Source organism: Terriglobales bacterium, assembly GCA_035567895.1.
Lineage (GTDB): Bacteria > Acidobacteriota > Terriglobia > Terriglobales > Acidobacteriaceae > Gp1-AA112.
This window is the reverse complement of sequence record DATMPC010000058.1, coordinates 60,631-82,738: the sequence shown is the minus strand read 5'-3', so window position 1 is coordinate 82,738 and position 22,108 is coordinate 60,631. Positions and strand designations below refer to the sequence as shown.

The 22,108-nt window shown below is 55.1% G+C and carries 17 protein-coding genes; 7 read left to right on the top strand and 10 right to left on the bottom strand.

Annotated elements, in window-relative coordinates:
• Positions 1 to 77: 77 nt before the first annotated feature.
• The 5 genes from VNX88_11325 to VNX88_11305 all read right to left on the bottom strand — a co-directional run bounded on the left by VNX88_11325 (position 78) and on the right by VNX88_11305 (position 4,937).
• Complete coding sequence (locus tag VNX88_11325; GenBank protein HWY69250.1) at positions 78 to 515, bottom strand: response regulator; 438 nt, start codon at positions 513 to 515, stop codon at positions 78 to 80.
• A gap of 32 nt (positions 516 to 547) precedes the next feature.
• Positions 548 to 2,122: a PAS domain S-box protein gene (locus VNX88_11320; protein HWY69249.1), complete on the bottom strand. Its 1,575-nt coding sequence runs from the start codon at positions 2,120 to 2,122 to the stop codon at positions 548 to 550.
• 128 nt (positions 2,123 to 2,250) lie between these two features.
• A complete protein-coding gene (locus VNX88_11315) occupies positions 2,251 to 2,637 on the bottom strand; it encodes a response regulator (protein ID HWY69248.1) in 387 nt (128 codons plus the stop codon).
• A 294-nt stretch (positions 2,638 to 2,931) separates the two neighbouring features.
• Positions 2,932 to 4,380, bottom strand: coding sequence for a radical SAM protein (locus tag VNX88_11310; GenBank protein HWY69247.1), 1,449 nt, complete (start codon positions 4,378 to 4,380; stop codon positions 2,932 to 2,934).
• A gap of 140 nt (positions 4,381 to 4,520) precedes the next feature.
• Positions 4,521 to 4,937, bottom strand: coding sequence for a response regulator transcription factor (locus tag VNX88_11305; protein HWY69246.1), 417 nt, complete (start codon positions 4,935 to 4,937; stop codon positions 4,521 to 4,523).
• Between the two features lie 240 nt (positions 4,938 to 5,177).
• Between VNX88_11305 and VNX88_11300 the strand changes: the two genes are divergently transcribed.
• The gene (locus tag VNX88_11300) at positions 5,178 to 6,800 is read left to right on the top strand and encodes an MASE1 domain-containing protein (protein ID HWY69245.1); all 1,623 of its coding nucleotides are present in this window, start codon (positions 5,178 to 5,180) and stop codon (positions 6,798 to 6,800) included.
• 136 nt (positions 6,801 to 6,936) lie between these two features.
• Here VNX88_11300 and VNX88_11295 read toward each other — a convergent pair whose 3' ends face one another.
• Positions 6,937 to 9,696 carry a hypothetical protein gene (locus tag VNX88_11295; protein ID HWY69244.1) on the bottom strand — a complete coding sequence of 920 codons (2,760 nt, stop codon included), beginning with the start codon at positions 9,694 to 9,696 and terminating at the stop codon, positions 6,937 to 6,939.
• A gap of 269 nt (positions 9,697 to 9,965) precedes the next feature.
• Complete coding sequence (locus tag VNX88_11290) at positions 9,966 to 10,652, bottom strand: hypothetical protein (protein HWY69243.1); 687 nt, start codon at positions 10,650 to 10,652, stop codon at positions 9,966 to 9,968.
• Between the two features lie 898 nt (positions 10,653 to 11,550).
• On the opposite strand from VNX88_11290, the gene VNX88_11285 reads away from it, so the two are divergent.
• Both VNX88_11285 and VNX88_11280 read left to right on the top strand, forming a co-directional pair.
• Positions 11,551 to 12,573, top strand: coding sequence for an MBL fold metallo-hydrolase (locus VNX88_11285; protein ID HWY69242.1), 1,023 nt, complete (start codon positions 11,551 to 11,553; stop codon positions 12,571 to 12,573).
• 1,105 nt (positions 12,574 to 13,678) lie between these two features.
• A complete protein-coding gene (locus tag VNX88_11280) occupies positions 13,679 to 13,852 on the top strand; it encodes a hypothetical protein (GenBank protein ID HWY69241.1) in 174 nt (57 codons plus the stop codon).
• Between the two features lie 893 nt (positions 13,853 to 14,745).
• On the opposite strand, the gene VNX88_11275 is transcribed toward VNX88_11280, so the two are convergent.
• Positions 14,746 to 15,309, bottom strand: coding sequence for a hypothetical protein (locus tag VNX88_11275; GenBank protein ID HWY69240.1), 564 nt, complete (start codon positions 15,307 to 15,309; stop codon positions 14,746 to 14,748).
• Positions 15,310 to 15,514: 205 nt separating this feature from the next.
• Here VNX88_11275 and VNX88_11270 point away from each other — a divergent pair, with 205 nt between their 5' ends.
• The 4 genes from VNX88_11270 to VNX88_11255 all read left to right on the top strand — a co-directional run bounded on the left by VNX88_11270 (position 15,515) and on the right by VNX88_11255 (position 19,663).
• Complete coding sequence (locus VNX88_11270) at positions 15,515 to 17,422, top strand: winged helix-turn-helix domain-containing protein (protein ID HWY69239.1); 1,908 nt, start codon at positions 15,515 to 15,517, stop codon at positions 17,420 to 17,422.
• Between the two features lie 122 nt (positions 17,423 to 17,544).
• Entirely contained in the window at positions 17,545 to 17,700 is a 156-nt protein-coding gene (locus VNX88_11265; GenBank protein ID HWY69238.1) for a hypothetical protein, read from the top strand.
• A 15-nt stretch (positions 17,701 to 17,715) separates the two neighbouring features.
• Positions 17,716 to 18,843, top strand: a complete 1,128-nt coding sequence (locus VNX88_11260; GenBank protein HWY69237.1) for a hypothetical protein — start codon at positions 17,716 to 17,718, stop codon at positions 18,841 to 18,843.
• A 268-nt stretch (positions 18,844 to 19,111) separates the two neighbouring features.
• On the top strand, positions 19,112 to 19,663 hold the full coding sequence (locus VNX88_11255) for a hypothetical protein (protein ID HWY69236.1): 552 nt from the start codon (positions 19,112 to 19,114) through the stop codon (positions 19,661 to 19,663).
• 40 nt (positions 19,664 to 19,703) lie between these two features.
• On the opposite strand, the gene VNX88_11250 is transcribed toward VNX88_11255, so the two are convergent.
• Both VNX88_11250 and VNX88_11245 read right to left on the bottom strand, forming a co-directional pair.
• Entirely contained in the window at positions 19,704 to 19,961 is a 258-nt protein-coding gene (locus VNX88_11250; protein HWY69235.1) for a hypothetical protein, read from the bottom strand.
• A 53-nt stretch (positions 19,962 to 20,014) separates the two neighbouring features.
• Positions 20,015 to 22,060 carry a M13 family metallopeptidase gene (locus tag VNX88_11245; GenBank protein HWY69234.1) on the bottom strand — a complete coding sequence of 682 codons (2,046 nt, stop codon included), beginning with the start codon at positions 22,058 to 22,060 and terminating at the stop codon, positions 20,015 to 20,017.
• Positions 22,061 to 22,108 lie beyond the last annotated feature (48 nt).

The following is a 22,108-nucleotide window of genomic DNA, read 5'->3' as shown; positions in this document are numbered from 1 at the left end:
GACTAGGTTCAGGAATCTCAAAGACAAACCCAAGGACGGGCATTGGCTTCAACGGGGAGTGGGTAATCCACAAACTCCTAAGAACGCAACTTCTTCAGCAGCTTGTCCGGGTGCAGGGGTTTGGGAAGCAGTTCGAATTCATGGCCGTTTGCACGCGCGCGCTGCAAGATGTTCCCAGTGCCGGCCTGCCCGGAAAAGAGGAAGATGCGGATCGACGGACATATCTCACGTAGAGCAAGAACTGTGTCGACGCCGTTTAGTTTGGGCATCACAACGTCGGATAAAACGATATCCGGACATTGCTCACGGGCATAATCAACAGCCTTCTGACCCGCATAAAATGCACGTGCCTCGAAGCCGTGCGACGTCAGAATCTCGGCCAAGCTATCTGCGATCGAGGCCTCGTCATCGATTACGAGAATACGCCGAGACTGGACCTTGGCGTTGACCGACCTAGACTGCGATTCGACTTCTGCACTGAAAAAGAGCGTCGGGGTTTCGGAGAAAGAGGGCACTAAGGAAGAAGAACTAACGATCGTTCCAATCACTAGGCGGCGGCTCCCGAATTTGTCATTGACGTCGTCATCGGCAGAAAGATGCTCATTGCCGTACCTGAGCGAGCAGATTGGCTGCTGCGGAAACGGATGTGCCCGCCTCTCTTGTTGAGGAGATCCCTCGTGATCCAGAGCCCAAGGCCAGTTCCGACCTCCTTCTTCGTGCTAAAGAAGGGGGTAAAGATTTTGAGACTGTCCTGAGTTGAAATTCCAACACCATTGTCGGCTACGGTGATTCGAATGCCCCGACGATGCGATCGATAGTCCTCGGACTCGCGAGCGCGAATGACAATTTTCCCGCCTTCGTCGCAGGCATCAATTGCGTTGGATACCAGATTCGACAACATCTGTTTGAGTTCTCCCTGCAATGTGCAAGCGGCAAGGCCACTTTCAATGTCTCGCTGAATAGTCAGGTCTTTGTACGCAAACTTGCGCTCGTAGATGGCGAGAACGTCTTCGATAACATCGGCGATAACGAGAGGTACCGGTTGGGAATTGTCGCGATAGAATCCGAGCGTCTGCTGCGCAATATGCGTGACGCGGGCGAGTTCACGATCCGCAGAATCGAGATAGCGTTTAAGTTTCCCTGAGAGGTCAGGGTGCTGTTTGGCCAAATAGATGTAATTGGTTATCGCTTCCAGAGGATTGTTGATTTCGTGCGCTACTGTGGCGGCCAGCCTGCCCACAGATGCCAGCCTCTCGCTGGTGTGCAATGCGGTCTCCAGCTTTCTCTGCTGCGTGATATCTCGCGCAGTTTTGGCCGCGCCGATGATTTTGCCGTCCCGATCTTTGATCGGCGAAATCGTGAGCGAAATCTCAACCCGATCTCCGTTCTTCGCGACGCGCTGAGTTTGAAAGTGATCGACCCTCTCTCCGGCCCTGATTTTTGAGATGATTTGAACTTCTTCCGCCTGGAGTTCTGCAGGAATAATGGTCGTGATTGGCTTTCCAACGATTTCCTGCGCCATGTAGCCAAAGATCCGCTCGGCGCCCTTGTTCCAGCTTTGGATGATTCCGTTCAGGTCCTTGCTGACGATGGCATCATCGGACGATTCCACGATAGCTGCCAGTCGGAACGCAGCTTCTTCACTCTTTTTCTGTTGCGTGATGTCTCGAGCAATTTTTGCCGCGCCGATAATCCGTCCCTGTTTGTTCTTTATCGGCGAAACTGTCAGCGAGACGTCGACGCGCGTCCCGTTTTTGTGCAGACGCACAGTTTGAAAGTGTTCGATTCTTTCCCCCGCTCTGATCTTGGAGAGGATCAGGATCTCGTCATCCTGCAACTCCGGCGGGATGAGCAGCGTGATCGAACGCCCTATGATCTCCTCGCCGCTGTAGCCGAAGATGCGTTCAGCGGCTGCGTTCCAGCTGGTGACGATTCCGTTCAAATCTTTGCTCACGATCGCGTCGTCGGATGACTCAACAATCGCGGCCAATTTCGTGCGTGCGTCCTCAAACTGTTCTCTATGTCTGACCTGACCCATCTGAATGCCGATACCTGCCATCATGTTCATGAATTCGTCGTCGGGTTGACGAACCTGCGAGGAGAAAAACTCGATAACGCCCACAACTTTGTCTTTGACAGAATCCCAAGAAGCAGCAGGCCGTTGGGGGAGAAACGGCCACCAAAGAATGATGCACCCCAGCGAGAGAGAGTTGCCACTCTTGCCGGTTGAGGCTCAGGAGGCTCTAATTTCTAAGCGGCATGCATGAGCGTCTCTTCCAACTTCTTTAATAGAGATGCTGGATGCAGGGGCTTAGGTAGCAGCTCGAATCGATATCCGCGACTAGTGAATATCGGGCCATAGTCGGAAGCGAGCTGTGCAGTGCTGGCTTGCCCTGAGAACAGGAGTAGGCGCGCACCTGGACACAACTGTTTAATCTCTAATGCCAAGTCAAAACCGTTCTTTCCAGGCATGAGCACATCAGTGAGCAGGATATTTGGGCAAAAGTCCGAGGCCTTGGCGAGAGCGTCGGCTCCGGAATACGCAGCTACTGCCTCATATCCGGCGCCACCAACGATTTCTGCCACACTGTCGGCGATGGAACGTTCATCATCGACAACAAGAATCTTTATCGCCACTGATTGCCCAGCTCCTCCGGCTAAGAACGAGTTTAGCCTTAATACACCACGGTCCTGTGTTAAGAAAGGACCTTAATCAGAATAGATGTCTTCGGCAACTTTGAAACTTTGTTTTTGGAAGCCGACCATAGGCGGTGTCAAACCTCATTGGTGTGCTGGACTCCCAGTTGGATCTTGAAAGTGGCTTCCACCCCGATGGAGGTGCCGTTAAATGCAATCTTTGGATGAATCCGCGTGCTCGCCATCCTCTGCGTCTCCTTGCGACAGGTAGTTATTCAGACGCGACTTCGAACTTCATCGATCGTATAGGTCGGCAGCCGCAAGAATCGGGACGGACTGCTCTCCCTGTAAAGCCGAGGTTTCAGGGTCGTGCGGCCTTTCGGCCTGGCGGAAATTGTCCAGCACGGCTTCGAGAAATGGGAGTATCCGATTCACTTGTTTGGTGCGGATGATCAAATCCCACAGTGGCTCGAATTTCTTCCACGCTCCCGCGTATGCGATGTGGCGAAGACTTCTTAGCAAGGTTGGCTTTGCGCGAGCGCCGCGCAGGATGGAGCCCCAGCGATAGAAGTCTTCGTACGCACGCCAATATCCTTCTTCTAGTTCCTGCGGACGAAGTTTTCTGGGCTTGAAGACGCAGTGCCGCGTATCGTAGTCGTCCCAGTTGCTGTGAAGCAGCCTGCCATCCGCTGCCATGCGTTCGTACAACGCTGTGCTGGGATACGGCGTAAGGATATGAAAGGTCGCCGTCTCGATGCCCTGGCTGACCGCCCAATCAATCGTGTGCCGGAACACTGATGGATCGTCATGATCCATGCCAAAGACAAAACTGCCGTTCACCATTACGCCGAGATCGTGCAGGCGCTTGACTGCCGCATTGTAGTCGCGCCGGATGTTCTGCACCTTGTGCTGCTCTTGCAGATTGTCGGCGTTCGTCGTTTCAAATCCGACGAACAGGCTGCTCAAGCCGCAGGCGACTGCCTTTTCCAGCAGATCAGGCGCGAGCACAGAATTCACCGTGCCGGCCGCCTGCCACAGACGTCCCATGCCACGCATGCCCTCAAACAGCGCCGTTGCAAAGCGCACGTTGCCAAAGAGGTGATCGTCGAGAAAGTACAGATGCTTGCCCGGCAGACGTTCGATCTCGGCTAGCGCCGCGTCTACGGTTTGCGTGTAGAAAGATTTGCCGCCGCGAAAGAACGCTTCCTTGTAACAGAAGTCGCAGACGTAAGGACAGCCGCGCGAGACCACGATCGAGTTCGGCACCAGATATAAATGCCGTTTGATCAGATCGCGTCGCACCGGTGGCAACTCGAGCAGGCTCCTCTGTAGCGACTGATAACGCTTCTTCGGCTGCCGGTTGCGAAAGTCGCCCAGAAACTGCGGCCAAGTATCTTCGCCCGGACCAAGAAAGATGGTGTCAGCATGCTGCGCGGCCTCGTCCGGCAACGAAGTAACATGCAGTCCGCCCAACACGACATAGCATCCCCTGGCGCGATATGAATCGGCAATACGATACGCGCGCAATGCCGACGTGATGTAGACCTGGATAACGACCAGGTCTGGCTGATCATCCGTCCTGAGTCTCTCGACGTGCTCATCGGTAATCGTGACCCTGTCTTCCGGATCCGCATACGCCGCCAGCGTGGCCAATCCCAATGGCGGAAAGAGTGAGTACTTGATCGGACGGAACAGAGGGCTTGTGGCTTCGGTCAGCGCAGGCAGAATCATTCTGATACGCATGGCAACATCTTACTGTAGTGTACTTTGCCATGTAAAGTCTGCATTGGGAACTACGCGCCTCTGGTTGACTTCTGCGCAGTCGCATTCGGCTCGATTGACCGCTACGATTCTGCAAATCAGCGGTCCACCTCAGCAAGCACTCAGGAGTTCTTTGTTGTTGTAATCCTCGAGACAAAAACATATCCCTGTGCCGCGGCACGCATGGCGGGAAGCAGGTCCTGCGACAGCCGCGACTTTGCCACAAAAGCCATGGCTCCGGCCGCGATTGCAGCTTTGGCCAGTTCGGGATCGTTGTAGCCGGTCATGATTACTGCTACGGTTCTGGCGCCGGATGTTTTTAGAGTTCTCGCAACGTCCAGCCCATTCATTCCAGGCATGTAAAGGTCTAGAAGAGTGATGTCTGGATCGAGGCGGCGCACACAATCCAGAGCAGACATACCGTCGTGCGCAGTCGCTACGACGTCAAACTCCGTGCCCAGCAAAGATGCCACTTGATTCACAATCCCTAAATGGTCATCGGCGATAACCACTCGAGGGGCAGCCGGTTTGTCAGTCATTCGCCAACGACTCGGAAGGGATTAAACAAGCGCAGTCCTTGGATGACGCATTGCCGGAAGAGTGGACGCTGGAACATGGGCCTCGTTACCCAGAAATCGCTAATAGTACACCTTCGGTTTCTGGAAGAAAATCCATTGCCGGAATCAGGAAACTGCACTAAGATGCCTCAAAATTCGTGCTTGGCCGATTTTGGTCTTGCATGCACGTTCTCTCTGCTCTCCTTCCCCTGAGGTAGCTGCATGATCGGCCGTACGTTGACTTTGAGCCTACCGCGGGTGGGAGGTCCCAGACTTGTCCGGGATAACCACTCAGTCATTGCTTCCCTGTTAACAGGCTACCCGCGCCAAGTCCTGTTCTCTCTTCTGGTCGCGGCTGGCTACTTTATTGGCACGCGAATCGGCTTCGTACTGAAGCTGCACGACACGCCGATCTCCACGTTCTGGCCACCGAACGCGATTTTGCTCGCTGCATTTCTGCTGGCTCCTGTACGAATGTGGTGGATCATCTTGCTGGCAGTATTTCCTGCTCACCTTTTGGCTCAGCTGCCGGCGGGCAGACCTCTGCTCACAGTCTGCGGATTGTTCATCAGCAACAGCGCTGAGGGCCTGGTCGGCGCCGCATGCATCCGGCATTTTAAGAAACCAGAAGAGCTGTTTGAGGACGTGTCTGGCGTGCTCGTGTTCCTGGGGTTCGCGATCTTCTTTGCCCCATTGGCATCGTCGTTCGTTGATGCTGCCGTAGTTGTAAGCACTGGGTTCGGAAATGGGTATTGGAAGCTTTGGACATCGCGCCTGTTCTCGAACATGCTGGCTGATATAACGGTGGCGCCGACGATCATTGTCTGGACCCTGAATGGACGTCGATGGCTGCGGCATCTTACTCCAGCGCGGATAATCGAAGCGGTTCTGTTGGGCGCAGGAATCATTTCCGTGAGCAATGCCGTTTTTGGCATTGCGCACCCAACCATTCCTGCGCTCATGTTCAGCCCGCTGCCGCTAGTGCTCTGGATCGTTGTGCGCTTCGGAGTGGCTGGACTCTATCCGTCGCTTCTTGCAATTTCAACCATTTCAATCTGGCACGCTACGCATGGCCGAGATCCATTTATCTTCGCGCCTATGGCGGAGAGCATCCTCGGCATACAAATATTTCTGTGCACGATTGCTCTGCCGATGATGCTACTGGCAGCCGTGCTCGCCGAGCGGAACGCTGTAGAAGAGACATTGCGTCAAAGCAGAGGCAAACTCATCGACGCACAAGAGCAGGAGCGACGCCGCATCGCGCGAGAACTACACGACGATATCGGACAGCAGCTCACCCTGCTCGAACTGGAACTCGACCAACTCAGGGTTCAATCAAGCGAGGAATTGAAGCCAATTATCGACAAGCTGTATCGCCAGGCTGCCGACACCTCCGCCGCCACACGTTCACTTTCTCACGATCTGCACTCAACTCACCTTGAATTTCTGGGCCTTGTCTCCGCGCTTCGAAATCTCTGCGAGACCGTTACTCAGGAAACTTCGATTGAAGTCTCGTTCGCCGAGGAGAACGTCACGGCAAACCTGAATCCGCAAATCTCGCTTTGTCTCTACCGGGTAGCGCAGGAAGCGCTGCATAACGTTGCCCGGCACAGCCATGCTCACACAGTTCAAGTTCAACTACGCGGGAGAGGTGAACGGATCTCCCTGCATATCGCGGACGACGGAATTGGAATTCCCCCAGAGCGTGAGCGTTCTGTGGCCTTGGGACTTGCAAGCATGCGAGAGCGCGTTACTTTGGTAGGCGGAACATTCACGCTCTGCTCAGAACCGATGCGCGGCACCATGATCGAAGCTGACATTCCGATAAAATCGGCACAATCCTGAAGGGCAACACTCGCTGCCGAGCCGCTATCACGGCGCTTTGCCGCAGCTTTCGAAACAGCCTTGGTCGTAAGTCACGGTTCTCGAAGCTGAGCCTTGTTCCCAACCAGACAAACACCTGCAACAGAAGCTCAAGAGTCTATCCGGCAGCCTTTCGAACTCCCGCAACCTGGTCGCGCGTCATGCGCGCCGCGAGATCACTCTTGGCGACGTTCAGCCAATCGGCGGCGCTCCCGCGGGCGAACAAATCAATGTTGCGAGCGATGATTCCAGTCCATCCAGTCTGATGGCTGGCTCCCAGTCCTGCACCGTTGTCTCCGTGAAAGTATTCGTAGAACAGGATGTAGTCCTTCCAATGCGGGTCTTCCTGGAACTTCCTGGTTCCTCCATACACTGGACGCTTGCCGCTGGCGTCGCGGAGGAAGATGCTGTTCAGCCTGCGGCCAAGCTCCTTCGCCACCTCATACAACGTCATCTTTTTTCCCGAGCCGGTAGGACATTCGACCTTGAAGTCATCGCCATAAAACTGGTACAGGTTCGCGAGCGCTCGTATCAAGAGCCCATTCACCGGCATCCAGACCGGACCGCGCCAGTTGGAATTGCCGCCGAACATTCCCGTGTTCGACTCTGCGGGGAGATATTGCACTTTGTATTCCTGTCCGCTGAGATTGAACACGAACGGATGCTCCAGGTGATATCTCGAAAGTGATCGGACTCCGTAAGGACCTAAGAACTCATTTTCGTCGAGCAGGTACGCCAAAATCTGCTCGAGCTTCTTTTTGTTACACGTGGACAACAACGAGCGTCCCGCATATCCGGTGAACGTCGCATCGCCGGGGGCAATCTGCTTCAGTAAATCTGGATGCCGCTTCTTGAATGTTTCGATCAGCGCCTTCAACCGAGGACTTCGCGCCACAATGCCGGTTGGTTCCAGGACGGTGGACGCGCACAATGGCAGCAAACCCACCATCGAGCGAACTTTCAGCCGCATCGTCTCCCCATTCGGGAAATGCAGCAAGTCGTAGAAGAACCCATCCCTCTCATCCCACATGTCATCCTGGTTCTCTCCAATGCGATCCATGGCATATGAGATCCAGAGGAAATGTTCCAGGAACCGGAATGCGATGTCCTGATATACGTCGTCATATTCGGTCAGAATGAGAGCGATCTCCAGCATGCACTGGCAATAGAACGCCATCCAGGCAGTGCCATCAGCCTGGTCCAGGAACCCACCCGTGGGCAGCGGAGCGCTCCGATCGAAGACGCCGATGTTATCGAGTCCGAGAAAACCGCCGGCAAAAACATTCTTGCCTTCAGGATCCTTACGATTGACCCACCAGTTGAAATTCAGCATCAGTCCCTGGAATGACTGCTCGAGGAACCGCAGATCTGCCCGGCCCAGTCCCTTTTCAATGTTAAAAAGAAAGAGAGTCGCCCAGGCGTGTACCGGCGGATTCACATCGCTGAAATTCCACTCGTAAGCTGGAATCTGTCCGTTGGGATGCGAATACAGATTCCGCAGCATCAGTAGCAGCTGGTCCTTGGCGAAATCGAAGTCTACTAATGAGAGCGCAATCGTGTGAAAGGCCAGGTCCCATGCCGCATACCATGGATACTCCCATTTGTCGGGCATTGAGATAATGTCCTTGTTCAGCATGTGGAACCACTCGGTATTCCGGACCTTCCGACCCCTCCCACTCATCAGAGGGTGAGAATCGTGCTCATCCAACCAACGGTCTAGATCGAAGTAGTAGAACTGCTTGCTCCACAACATCCCAGCTAATGCCTGACGATGCACGCGGCGTTCGTCCTCACTCAAGGAAGGGGGCGTGATGCGATCGTAAAATTCATTTGCCTCAGCGAGACGCGTTGCGAAGATCTGGTCAAACTTGGCAAACGCATCGAGGCCCGATTTGGTACTCAGCATCAGCCGGACGACCTTGCTCTCGCCTGCGGGCACCTGCAGACGATAAACGGCGGCAGCCTTGGTACCCAGCTTCCCTGGATTCACTGCTGCGGTCTTGCCTGAGATCAGGTACTCATGAAAAGCATCTTTCACGTAAGGCGATCGATTGGGCTGTCCCCATAGGCGGCTAGCGTTGGATTCATTTTCGGTAAATAGCAATTCGGGGTGGCCATCACAGTGCAAGGTTCGATCACCCAGTTCCCCGTGTGATGCCACAATTCTTGCGCCATTCAATTGACGCAGCGTGGGCTTGGTCGTGCCGTCTTCCCAGGACCACGTGTTGCGAAACCAAAGTGTAGGAAGTACATAAATGTCTGCGGCCTCCGGTCCACGGTTGTGAACCGAAATGCGGATCGCCAAGTCCTCAGGGCTCTCCTTCGCGTACTCGACGAACACGTCAAAATATCGATCGTCATCAAAGATCCCTGTATCGAGCAGCTCGTACTCCAACTCTTCTCGAGAGCGGCGACGATTCGCCTCTACCAGGTCACGATAAGGAAATTCCCGCTGAGGATACTTGTACAGATACTTCATGTAGGAATGGGTCGGTGTGCTGTCCACGTAGAAGTAATATTCCTTCACATCTTCGCCGTGATTCCCTTCGCCGTTCGTCAATCCAAACAGGCGCTCTTTCAAAATGGGATCGCGTCCATTCCACAGGGCAACAGCAAAACACAATTGTTGCTCGTCATCGGAGATCCCGGCGATGCCATCTTCTCCCCAGCGATAGGCGCGGGAGCGTGACTGATCGTGACTGAAATAGTTCCACGCGTTTCCATCCTGACTGTAGTCTTCACGGACGGTCCCCCACTGCCGCTCACTTAAATAAGGTCCCCACTTCTTCCAAGGAACTTCGGCTTCGCGGGCTTGATTCAGGCGTTTCTGTTCGCTCGTTTCGGCGTAATTAATCGGAATTTGTTGTACCGGGTGCATAGATGTCCTTTAGCCGGGTTAACCCGACACAGGTGCGCCAGGATCGAGTTGATGCAAGCGTGGAAGAGCTACCGGGACAGACTTGCAAGTAAGCGCAACCTTATGTAAGCGTCAGGACGACTGCGCTACAACTGTCACTCTTTACAGGAGCCGGGTTCGAGTATCGAAATGACGCAAGATGAAGAGTCGTGCGGGGTGAAGGGGGCGTTAGAAATTGAAACGGACGAGCAGGTTCGCTCGTCCGTCCCTCGGCCAGGTCATATAGCAGGTTACGGGTTGCAGGCTGTCGCGTGTGTGTCGTCGTTGGGATCGGTGCAGAGTGGTCCCAGACCGCTCTTGGTCGGAAGACTAATCATTGCGAATGGTCCCGCATTATGTTCGCCGTTGAACGGAGTGGTTTTCGTTGGGTCACCGCATCCAGTAATATCCTGGGGGTTGTTGAACCAGAATCCGACGTGGAACGTATTGGTCGGAGGAAGAGCGACGTCCGGATCGAATCCGAAGATCTGATCCAGAAGAATCGTCTTGATGCGAACGTGACCGTCGTCGGTGTTCTTGCCAATTTGGATATCCGACTGATACCAGGCGAGTCCGAAACTACCCTTGAAAATGTCCTTGAATTTGGGGTCAGGACTGCCGTCGGCGAGGAATGGGCTGCGCTGAACCGTGAAAAGATCGAATCCCAGACCTGGCTTGATACCATCCAGATCAAGGACCAGAGTATCGTTCAGCTTGCCGCGAACCACGGTAGCGTGTGCTTTCGGCGTCTCGGAATCATTGGCCCGAAGGCAGTTGATCACCGCCGGGTTTGGGACTAAATCGAAGCTGATTTCGTCCACTTTGTCTTGAGCAATAGCAGCGCCAGAGAGTGTTACTACGGCGAGCGCCGCGAACAACCCACGAGCAAGTTTCTTTGTCACTCCATTATTCATGCAGAGTGCTCCAATACCTTTCATGTTCACCTCGGTCTCCTTGTATGAATTTGAGATTTCGATTTCGACGAGTGCTTGTCGAGCTCCGCGTCGTTCATGCGGCTAATCTAAGCAACCGGCCGCGTGCAGTCCTTAAGAAGGGCCAGCAGTTTTCCAAATGCCTTCTAAAGATCCACACAAGAGCTACTCTGGATGAATAAACCGAATTGATTGCAATCAGTTCGTCACCGGGCTGTAAACAATGAGGAGACGACATACTTCTGCGGGATGTAAGTGTAATTCCCGTTATGGGATGTAACTGCGATGCAGGTGCGCGGGGATACGCGCCGCATGGCCGTCCCTAAATGGTGTCTACATTCAGGAATTTGTGAGCGCTAGAAAAACGACCTTGCAAAGCCCTCATGCCGCCGGCGCGCCGCATTCATGAGTTCTTCATACTCTCTGTCGGGTCGGAAGGAAACTGTCAGCTGAGCCGAGCAGGATCGCAAAGTTCTCGAAGGTCTCGCGCACCTGATGAACAAATCCAGCTAGCTCTTACGGAGCGGCTTGCACTTTAAACCCAAACCCCGATGAAACCACGAAGGACACGAAGGGACACGAGGGAAAGCAACTTCGACTGCTAGAAGTCCTTTGTGATCCTTCGTGTCCGGAGCCTGCCCTGAGCGCAGCCGAACCGGTGGTTAGCTTTATGCCTTTCTCGGTGTTCTCTGTGTCTCCGTGGTGAAAAGGATTCTAATAAAACAAATATAAGGGGATGCCCACCTGATCGCCGATCACGTCCTGTCGCTTTTTGCCTCATCACGTCTCTGCTCTCGATCCTCTTCTTTGCATTTTGGCCCGTTAACGCCATGCTTTGCTCTGTGGCAACCTTGTAGTACTCTCGCTCGCGCGTCTGCAACTTCAACCTGGGAGGAACGAGCTCATGAAGCCGCGCTTTGCTCTGTTCTTTTTCCTGCTTTTCGTGGTGCCGGCGTTTGCTGCGGACGACCTGTTCGACATCAAGCCGGTGGCTGATGGCGTGTACGCGGCCATCTCCAAACGCGCCCACAAAGTGAACTGCAATGCCGCCATTATCCTGCTCGACGACGGCGTGCTGGTGGTGGACACGCACTCCAAACCCTCGGCGGCCCGCGCTCTGATCGAGCAAATTAAGAAGCTCACGCCCAAGCCAGTGAAATTCGTAGTGAACACGCACTTTCATTGGGACCACTACCAGGGCAATGAGGCCTATCCCAGTTCCTGGCCCGCCGGTGTCGAGATCATCTCGTCTGAAGCCACGCGCGCAAACATTGAGCGCATCGGCATACCCCGCATCAAGAATGAGATTTTGACGCTGCCTCAGGAAATTGCTGCCCTCAAAAGCAATTTAGAAAAGGCGTCCAGCGCCGAACAGAAAAACACAATTCAAGAAAATCTTCGCCAGGCTGAAGCGTACTTCGGCGAGCTTAAGCTCATGCAAGTGACTCTGCCGACCATGACCTTTGACCACAGCCTGATTCTGCACCGCAAATCGCGCACGGTAGAGATTCTGTGGCTCGGCCGAGCGCATACCGACGGTGACGTTTTCGTCTTCCTTCCCAAGGAGAAGGTGCTGTGTACCGGCGATGCGCTGCACGGCTGGACTCCCTTTATGGGCGACAGTTATCCGTATGACTGGATCAAGACGCTGGACGCCGCGGAAAAACTCGGCGCCGATTCCATTATCGCCGGGCACGGCGACGTGATGCACGGCGCGCAAAAGTTCGAGTTGTGGAAGGAGTATTTTCAGGAACTGATGGACCGCACCGCGTCGGCATATGCCCAAGGTGCTTCCCTCGATGACGCCAAAAAGACCGTCTCGGACGCGCTGGTTAAGAAATACGCCGACAGATTCGGCCCGACCTTCTCCGGCGGCGTCGCGGCGAATGTCACCAAGGCTTATCAGGTGATTGCTTTTCCTCGCTAATGCTGGCTGCCAAGGGTTCCTGAGGCCGCCCCCCTTTTTCTAAGACTGTCATTCTGAGGCCTCTTTTGCCGAAGAATCTCCCGCGATGTCTCGGAACTGAATTGCTGCTTACTGGCACTTCGGCCAGCCCCGTTTTGTGGGGTTGAATTTCAGGCCTCAGGCGACAGACAAAGGGTTCCTTGTGAAAGTGCCCTACTGGCGGCAATCAAGTCTGATGCATCGCGGGAGATTCTTCGGCCAACATCGGGCCTCAGAATGACAGATTTGTTGCGTTTCTTCGTCCGAGCAACTCGCGTTAGGAGCAAAAGGGGACAGCCTGAGAACCTGTCGGAGAGAACAATTCCCGAACCAGGAATGAATGACTTACAGACATCGAATGACGTGCGTAGTTGTTGATTCTTCGTTGAAGAAAATCTATCTCCGACAGGCTCTCAGGCTGTCCCCCTTTCGGTCCCCTTTTGGTCCGTGTTGACGCGAGTGATGAGGATTCGGGAACCTCGCTTCTTCAATGTTCCTCTTCGGATTCTACGGGCTAGTTAGGCAGCTTTTCGTCCCAGAGTCTTGCGGCGAACGGATTTCCCAGATTGAACTGCTGCGCTAGAATTTGTTTCCATGAGAATCACTCCGAACTGCCTTCTGTTGGGCTCGCTGCTCCTCATTGCGCTTCTCTCAGGGTGCGGGGCGAAAAGCTCCCAAGACTGCTCTTTCACAGCATTGAATATCTCACCGCAAAGTGCCAGTGCTGATCACACGGCTGCTCCTCCAGCCAACGCTCAACAGTTCTTGGCTTTTGGAACTGGGTTGCAGTCTGGTTGCTTTAGCACTCAGTCCAATCTACTGAACGTCACTTGGTCGCTTTCGGACTCAGTCAATGCCAAAATCAGCAATGCTCAAGATCAGAATTTTGGAGGAGCAACCTGCACGGGAACAAGCCCGACACCAATCACGGTAACAGCAACGCTGGATGCTGGACACAACAATGGAAAGACAGTTAGTGGTTCGGCTTCCTTCACTTGCAAGTGACCTTCGTCCGGCCGGGTGACGCACCCGCATTTTGGAATCCCCAAAAAAGGAATAAAGCAAAACAGAACCGAGGAGAAAGGGTGTGCCACCCGTCTACTACCGCGAAGAGGTTCTGAAAGACTGGCGTAAGGGCGTCATAAGGTGGGAGGAACTGTCGCCCATGATCCAGAAATACATCATCGACCACGGCATCCTACATCGTCAAAAATCACTTGATCCCTTGCTCTCTGCCCAATGGCAGTTCCCTCCATCTTGAAGTGAAAGGCGACACGATCGAAGGGACGTATACCCTCGGTGATGGAAGGCTGTGGCGGAACATCAGTCTCCGTAGAGCTGAGCACTGAGTCAGTACCGTTCGCGGTAGCGAATGGGTGCGGCTCTCTAGTACCAGCGGCTCAACCCAGCGGCTACCTCCACCCCAGCAACCGCAACAGCGGCGCTCGCCGCCATCCCAGATTGGGCAGAGGCGGCCCAATCCGGGAGCCCTGGTGCTGGGGACCCCGGATCCGCCGCCGGTACTGACCTCGGCTCGAGCGGCACTCAGCATTCAGGAATACCAAACAGCCAAAGTCAAGACCGATTTCCACAGCGAGCGACGGTACAACTCTTGACGCGCCGCTCACAATCGGGGTACCAACGAGAGAGGAGGATGGTGTGGGAGAGATCAGCCCTATGCCCGGTCCGCCGCGGCGGACAACACCTCACCCCACGAACGCCAAAAAGCAGGCCTTCGTGGGGACCCGAATCGGCGGTTGCCGGGGACCCCGTCTCACACCCCATCAACCGCAACAGCGCCGGGTGCTGGGGACCCCGTCCCGCACCCCATCAACCGCAACAGCGCCGGGTGCTGGGGACCCCGTCGCGCGATGGCGATGACACTGCGAGGGTCGTTTCGATTGCAGTCCCTGCTGATTCACTGCAAGTTCCCTGCCTCTTCGGGCTTGCCCCAGTGTTCATGCGGGTTTTATGCGGTGGAAAACATTCACTGTTATTTTCACTGATAAATTCGCTGTTCATTCACTGTTAGCCCCCTGATCAGTGAATGAACAGTGAATGGGAAACCTGGGAAGCGTGGGTGGCGCCACTTTTTAGAAATCGCAAGCAAGACTAGGACAATGGCGAAAGCTGCGCCACCCGCCCCCGATCGATCTATTGATTTTCGCAACTCACCTCATTGTTCCAGTCCACGAAGGCACCATTAGGATTGTCCCGCCATGCCCAGACGTGCAACTCGAAGAATGCCGGTATGCCGTAGCGGTTCGGACTGTTAACGAACTGGAAGGCTTGGCCTTCGAGCATTGGTGGAGCGCCGTTGTGATGGGCAAGCCAGGTGGCCGCGTCTACGATGTACTCGACGCCCACCAGCCGTCGCCGGTCTCCCACGGGCTCATAGATCAGCGCCTCCGGGTGCGCAGCATCGATCTCGCCATCGCCCACGAGCTTGCCGTTGATGTAGTGAATGCCCATGGCCCCGTGATCCGGGCCGCTCACGCAGCCAAACGCAGGTCCGTAGTCGGGGCCAGCATTGTTGACGTCAATGAACTGCCGCGTGGCGTCGCGCACGATTTGGACAAGCTTGGCCGGAGCGTCATGGTCGTGTTTGGCCTGGCCTACGGCTAGCGGCGGCACAGATGCGACAAGGCTGCTCAGCAATGCCAAACGGAGAATATTCTTTGTCGATGTACGAATGAGAGTCGTGAATTCTGATGTCATGGTTTTCACCTTCTGGATTTTTCAAATTCTTTGCGGATTCCCGCCATTTGCGAACCCAATCCTGCTAGAGCCATCCGTCGGCCTGCAATGGCGGCACCTGAAGATTTCCTTAAGCCGCATGAATTCGTAAGCTGCTGAAACTATTTGGGCTGCTTGGAATTACTGCAGCCGATGTAGAATTGCCGCCTCCCCTTGAGCGTGGATAATGGCGTCTGAGCTAGTCAACATCGCCGGCTCGATCCGATTTGGCGAGGATTTTGAGCTGGACTTACGTTCCTACGAGCTGCGGCGTGCCGGCCGGATGCTTAAGCTGGAGCGCATTCCCGCGGAACTGCTCGTCCTCTTAATAGAAGAGAGAGGGCAGTTGGTCAGCCGCGACCGAATCATCGAGCGCATCTGGGGCAAGGACGTCTACCTCGATACTGACAACAGCATCAACGCCGCCATGCGCAAGATTCGCCAGGTGCTGAAAGATGATCCCGAGAAGCCGCGCTTTGTGCAGACCATCACCGGAAGGGGATACCGGTTCATTGCGCAGGTGGAGGAAGTCGGACCCCAGCCATCCCTGGCCGCCTCACTGCCCGAGCAGCCCATTCACCAACCTGCTCCGCCGAAGCGCAACTGGAGTCGGCTTCCATTAGTTCTAACGCTGCTCGGCCTCGTGATTGCCGGCGCGGTCCTCTGGCTGGTGCAAAAAATTTGGCATGCGCCAAGTGCAGTTCCCCCGATACACTCTATCGCCGTCCTGCCACTCGAAAATTTCTCCGGCGATTCGTCGCAAGATTACTTTGTAGACGGCATGACGGATGAGCTGATAACCGACCTCGCCAAAATCAGTGCCTTGCGGGTGACCTCCCGAACCTCGGTGATGCGTTACAAAGGCACGAAGAAAGGTCTTCCGGAGATTGCACGCGAATTGAACGTCGACGGGATCGTCGAGGGATCGGTCACGCGCTCCGGAAAGCGAGTGCGAATTACAGCTCAACTGCTCTATGCTCCCAACGATCAGCACCTGTGGGCTGAGACGTATGAGCGCGATCTCGGCGATGTCTTCAGACTGCAGAGTGAGGTTGCGCAGGCGATCGCACAGCAAGTCCGCGTAGAGTTGACTCCGCAGCAGCAGGCCCGGCTCCGCTCTGCCCGTCCAGTGAACCCAGAGGCTTACGAACTTTATTTGAAGGGCCGTTATTACCTGTCAAATCAGTTCACCATGGCGGGACCGCTCAACATGGCGAAGAGCTACTTCGAAGAAGCGGCGCGAAAAGATCCTGGCTTCGCACTGGCCTATTCGGGGCTGGCAGATTCCTATATCTATTTGGGATTTTTTCGACAAATCTCTCCTGAGCTCGCATCCAGGTCCGCGAAGGAAGCACTACAAAAGGCAGCGGAACTGGACGATAGCATCGGCGAAGTACACGACACCCTCGGCGAGCTAAGTTGGCGGTATGAGTGGAACTGGGATGCCGCCGAACGCGAGTTCGATCGCGCGATTGCACTGGCGCCGAGTTACAGTTGCGCTCATGAGGATCGCTCAATCTTTCTTGCTTTCAGGGGCCGGCGCGACGAAGCTCTGGCCGAGCTGGCTAAGAGTAAAGAGATCGATCCTAGTCCCACTTCCGTCATGACCGAAGAGTCCGTCTATTATCAATTGCGGGATTATGCGGGCTTGCTCGAAGCAGGCCGGCGCGGAGTGGCTTCGGATCCGAATCAGTGGGTCCAACACTACAATCTTGCCATCGGCTACGAAGGTACAGGAAAGAGGCTGGAAGCTGTCTACGAGTATCAAAGAGCAGTTGAGATGTCGAATGGCGATGATGACGCTACTGCATCCCTGGCACACGCGTACGCCTTGATCGGCAAACCCGCCGCAGCCAAAAAGATCCTTCGTGATTTGGAGCAGAAATCGAAGAGTGCCTATATTTCACCATACATCCTGGCAACCATATATGCGGGACTTGGCGAGAAGGGCAAAGCATTTGAGTTCTTAGAAAGAGCTTATCGGGAGAGATCCCTGGAAATGAATTGGCACCTTAAAGCTGACCTGCGCATAGATAACCTCCGCTCCGACTCGCGCTTCCAGAACCTGCTGAGCCGCGCCGGAATCTCAAATTAAGCCGGGAACGTCATTAGACATCCTCGTGATCAGTTACTCAAGGCCGACTGGCCCGAACAGACCTGCGGACATGCTCCGAGTTGCTCACGTTCGCCCCATCGAACCGTCATTCCTGCAGTGCAATGAAAAGGCGATTGCTGTCTCTGTTGATCCTTGCCGGTTTTACCTTCCCGCTGCTCGCGGAACTGCCGTTCATCCAGGACAACTACAAGCAAGCCCTGGCGCAGGCAAAGCAACGCAAGCAGCCGATTTTTGTCGAATGCTGGGCGCCGTGGTGATCGAGCTGCCGCCTGATGAGGACCATGCTTGCGCATGCCGACCTCAACAGGTATGCCGGACAGTTTGTCTGGCTGGAAATGAACTTCGACAAGTCGGAAAACCAGGAATTCTTTTCCCATTTTGAGGCCAGCGGGACTCCCACCTTTTATGTGATCAACACCGAAGGCAAGGTCCTGGCCGATCAACCCGGAGCTATGTCGGAGCCGGAGCTCAGAGCATTTCTCGACCGAGGAGTGAGTCTCGCGCAAAACCGGAAGACGGCTGCGGACGCCGCGCTGGAACGGGCCGACGCACTTCTTAGCACCAAGTCGCCGGAAGCAGTCGCTGCCTATGAGGAAGTGCTGCGCCTCGGCCCGCCGGATTGGCCGCGACGTCCATTCGCGCAGTATTCGCTCGTGACCGCACTACAACTAAACCAGCAGAATCAGCAATGCGCGGAGACTGCCGCCCGCGAAGCGTCAGTCATGAAGCATGACAATACTTTCGCAAGCACCGTGGTTGCCGGAATGTGGTGCCTGGTTCAAAGCAAAGACGCCCAGGGTGACGCAGCCGCCTCGTGGCGGACTGCGGCTGTGGGCAAGTTAGAGCCTCTGGCGAAGCAAGCCCTTTCCTCTCCCGAGACGGTCCGCGATGAGCGTAACGAGCTTTACCGCACGCTCATGTATCTCGCTATTTTCCGAAACGAGAACGCGCAGGCCTTAATGTTGGAAGATAAGTGGCTCGGCGAGCTCGACGCAGTCAAGCCTGCGGACGACGAGGAGCGCTCTGCCGTGGACATCGCTCGCGTCGAGGCCATTCAGATCTACGGCGATCCTGAACGCATCCTTCCGGCGCTGCGAACCTCCGAACAGACGATGGCGCACAACTACAACGCGTCGCTGCGGGTGGCGCAGATGGAAAAGGCAGCCAAACACTACGACGCGGGCATCGCTGCATGCGATCGGGGGCTCTCACGCGAGCCCGGCGCACTAGGCCGCTCGTGGCTACTGCAAACCAAAGCCGACGCGCTGAAACAAAAAGGCGACCCTGCCGAAGCCCGCGCAACCCTCGAGCAAGCCCTGAAGGCCGCGCAAGAGATCCCCAGCCAGAGCCAGCGCGAGAACAACGTGAGAAGGATCAAGCTGGCGCTCGGAGGGGCGTAGTGACTACTTCGCATTTTGATGCTCGCTGTGAACAGGACAGACAGAACGTTCTCTGAAGATTGTTCCCAGACTAGGAAAACTTTCTGTCTGTCCACGATTTTCCCGCCCTGCTCGCAATCGGCTTCCGAACCAGACGTTCCATTGAACGATTCTGACTGAAGTTCCTCACTGGAACTCAGCCCCCCGACGTTACCAGCGTAATTTTGCGCTCTGCGGGGCACTGGGGTACCGTTGGAAGGCAAACCCTGAGCTTCTGTCTGAGGGAAATGTGAGCGTTGTGCGGCTAGTTCCGGTCGTTGGGTTGGTGTTGCTGCTGGGGTGCGCCCTGTGCGCCGGTCAGTCCCTGGGTGACGCTGCACGTCAGAACCGCCAGCAAAAAGAAACGCGCGGGGCGACTGCCAAGAAAGTCTATACCGCGGACGACGTGACCGATCCCGGGTGTGCACGTGCCCAGGAGCCTAAGGACCTGTCGGGCACCTGGAGCTTCACCCACTTTGATGATCGCTTCCAAGGATGGATTGCCCTATGCCAGTCAGGATCGACGCTACAAGGTACGTGGCATACCAGCAGCGGGAAATCCGAACCCGACACGTTGGTCACCGGTAGCGTCATCGGAACGGCAGTTACGCTTAAACGATTCCTCGGCCCGAACCAGCAGAGTTACGCTTTGACTCTCTCGTCGGATGGCAACCGGCTGGATGGTTTTGGCGAAGGTTATTTTTTGCACCACACAAATCTCAACATGACGCGCAGTGGAGACGCTAAGCCCGCGACGGCTGCACCCAGCACAACCTCCACGGCGCCGTCCGCAAAACATTAGATAAACAAGGACGGGTAACGCACCCGCCTATCAAACTGATTCAATCGACTCTGTAGCCATTGAGAGTTATCGCACTTCCATCAACCACTCCGTGGAATTCTTTGCCGTGTTTGACCACCACGAAGTGAAAGTTTATGGGGGGAGCACCCGGGCCTGTCGCGAGCGACCCCTTTCCTGTGCAATCCGCATTCATCTTGTAAGTCCAGTTGCCGGGCCTCCACTTTTCCACGGGAAGCATTCCGTTGACCACGACATAGTCAACCGAGGTAACATTTCCTTCCCCATCAAAGTGGGCCATGGAGATGGTGCGTAGCGGCAGGTTTGGTCCGAGTATCGTACCCTCGATTTGCGTTACCAGATCTTGACGCGATCGTCAGGTCGCAGGGAGAGTTTATCGCCTGGCGCGACCTTATACGTGTCATACCAGGCATCGACGTTGCGCACTGTGTCGCTACGATATTCTCCCGGCGAGTGGGTATCGGTTTTGAGCTGCTGACGCAGCGCAGTTTCGGTCTGGAGTTTGCGCCATCTCTTTGCGAACGCGAGGAAAAAGCGTTGTTCGCCTGTCAATCCGTTAATGATGACATCATCCTTGCCTTTGAGGGAAAGAAGGTAGGCGTCATGAGCCACTAACAGCCCAGCCAGATCGGCGACATTTTCAGATGAGACGTGTCTCCCATTGACGCAAAGGTCGAGAAACGGACAGTACCGGTTGAATTGCCCGACAAGCTTCTCAGCCAGCTCGCCATACCTGGCGCGATCCTCTGCCGTCCACCAAGCCCCGAGGCGGCCTTTTGCGTCGTAAATATTTCCCAGTTCATCGAAGCTGTGTGTGATCTCATGCGCCATCGCAGACCCAGCTGAACCGTAGTTAGAAGCAGAATCACCCTCGCTGTCGAAATACGGCGGCTGCAGTATCGCGGACGAGAAGAACTCCGCATTCGGGCTGAACATGATGACTGCACCGGGAACCTGCGGATTGATTGGCCACTCGATCGGATTCACCGGTTGTCTCAACTTGGCCAAGTTGCGCGCACAATTAAGAGCCTCTGCCCGTCGCATATTGCCGAAGGCGTCACCACGCGCAACATCGAGCGATGAATAATCTATCCACAGGTCGGGGTAACCGACGATCACCTGAAGAGCAGCCAATTTAGTTAAGGCCTTTTGCTTTGTTTGCGGCGACATCCAAGTGAGATTTGAGATGCGCCCGCGATACGCAGTGACCAAGTTGTTGGCCATCTTCTGCGCTCTTATCTTAGCTTCCGGCGGAAAATACTCTTGCGTATAGAGCTGACCGACAGCCTGACCGAGAGCACCATTCGTGGCAACGATGGCCTCCTTGCTTCGGTCCGGCATTTGCCGGGCCCCTGACAGGATCGTCCCGTAGAAGGCGAAGTGCTCAGCGGCTATCGCCTTGGGCAAAACGCTCGCGTAGTGCTCCAATAAATGAAACCGAAGGTAGTCCTTCCACACGTTGATAGTCTCATCGCGAACGAGTGTGGAAACTCCAATCACCGCAGATGGTTGCCACACGATGAAGTCGCGCTGTTCGGCAAGTCCGGCTGATTGGAAGTACGCGCCCCAGTCGAGGCCGGCAGCCTTGGCATCAAAGTCGGCGCGCTTCCATGGGTTGTTCTGCTTAAAGATGTCAGCTGCGTCTGAATCCGGAGCGAAGGCTTGTGCAATCCGGGTCTCTAACGACAGAATCCGCACGGCCTTGTTTTCAGAATCTACATCTCCTGCGAGCGTCAGTATCGCCTTAATGTGCGCTTTGTACCGATTGCGCAACTCTCCCATTTTGGGAGACGAGTCGAGGTAGTCGTCACGATCGGGCATTCCCAGGCCGCCCTGCGAGATGTGGGGAAGATTGTGGTCTGAGTCCTCAAAACCTTGGTTGATCCAAATGCCAAAAACATGATCCGCGTTGGCAGTGAGTCCTTCGACCTCACTATTTAACGTGGTGCCGAGATACGCGGACAGCGATGTTTTGTCTGTGATGGCAGCAATCCTGCCCATCTCGTCAGCCAGCGGGGAGAGTCCTTTGGCGTCGATACCGCTCTGGTCCAGGTAGCTGGCGTAGTAGTCGCCGACTTTTTGTACAACGGTGCCCTTGGCGGCGTGAGCGGAGGCTGCGCCTCGAATAAGGTCTCGCACTTGCTCGTTTGCTTTCTCCGCCAGCATTGCGCGCGTATCGTAGCTTGATTGACCGACGGGTATTGTGTTCGCTTTGAGCCAGCCTCCATTTGCGTACCGGTAGAAGTCGTCCCCTGGATTGATGGAGATATCCATGTCATCTGTCGTGGGATTCTTAGTGGCAGATCGAGCGATTGCGACTGCGAAGGCGACCAATGCGAGCAGGGCTATTAGGCGTCTGCTTGGAAAGCGGAGCCGCACATTGTTTTCCATGAATATCTATGCGCTTATGTGATGGGTTATTGCTGT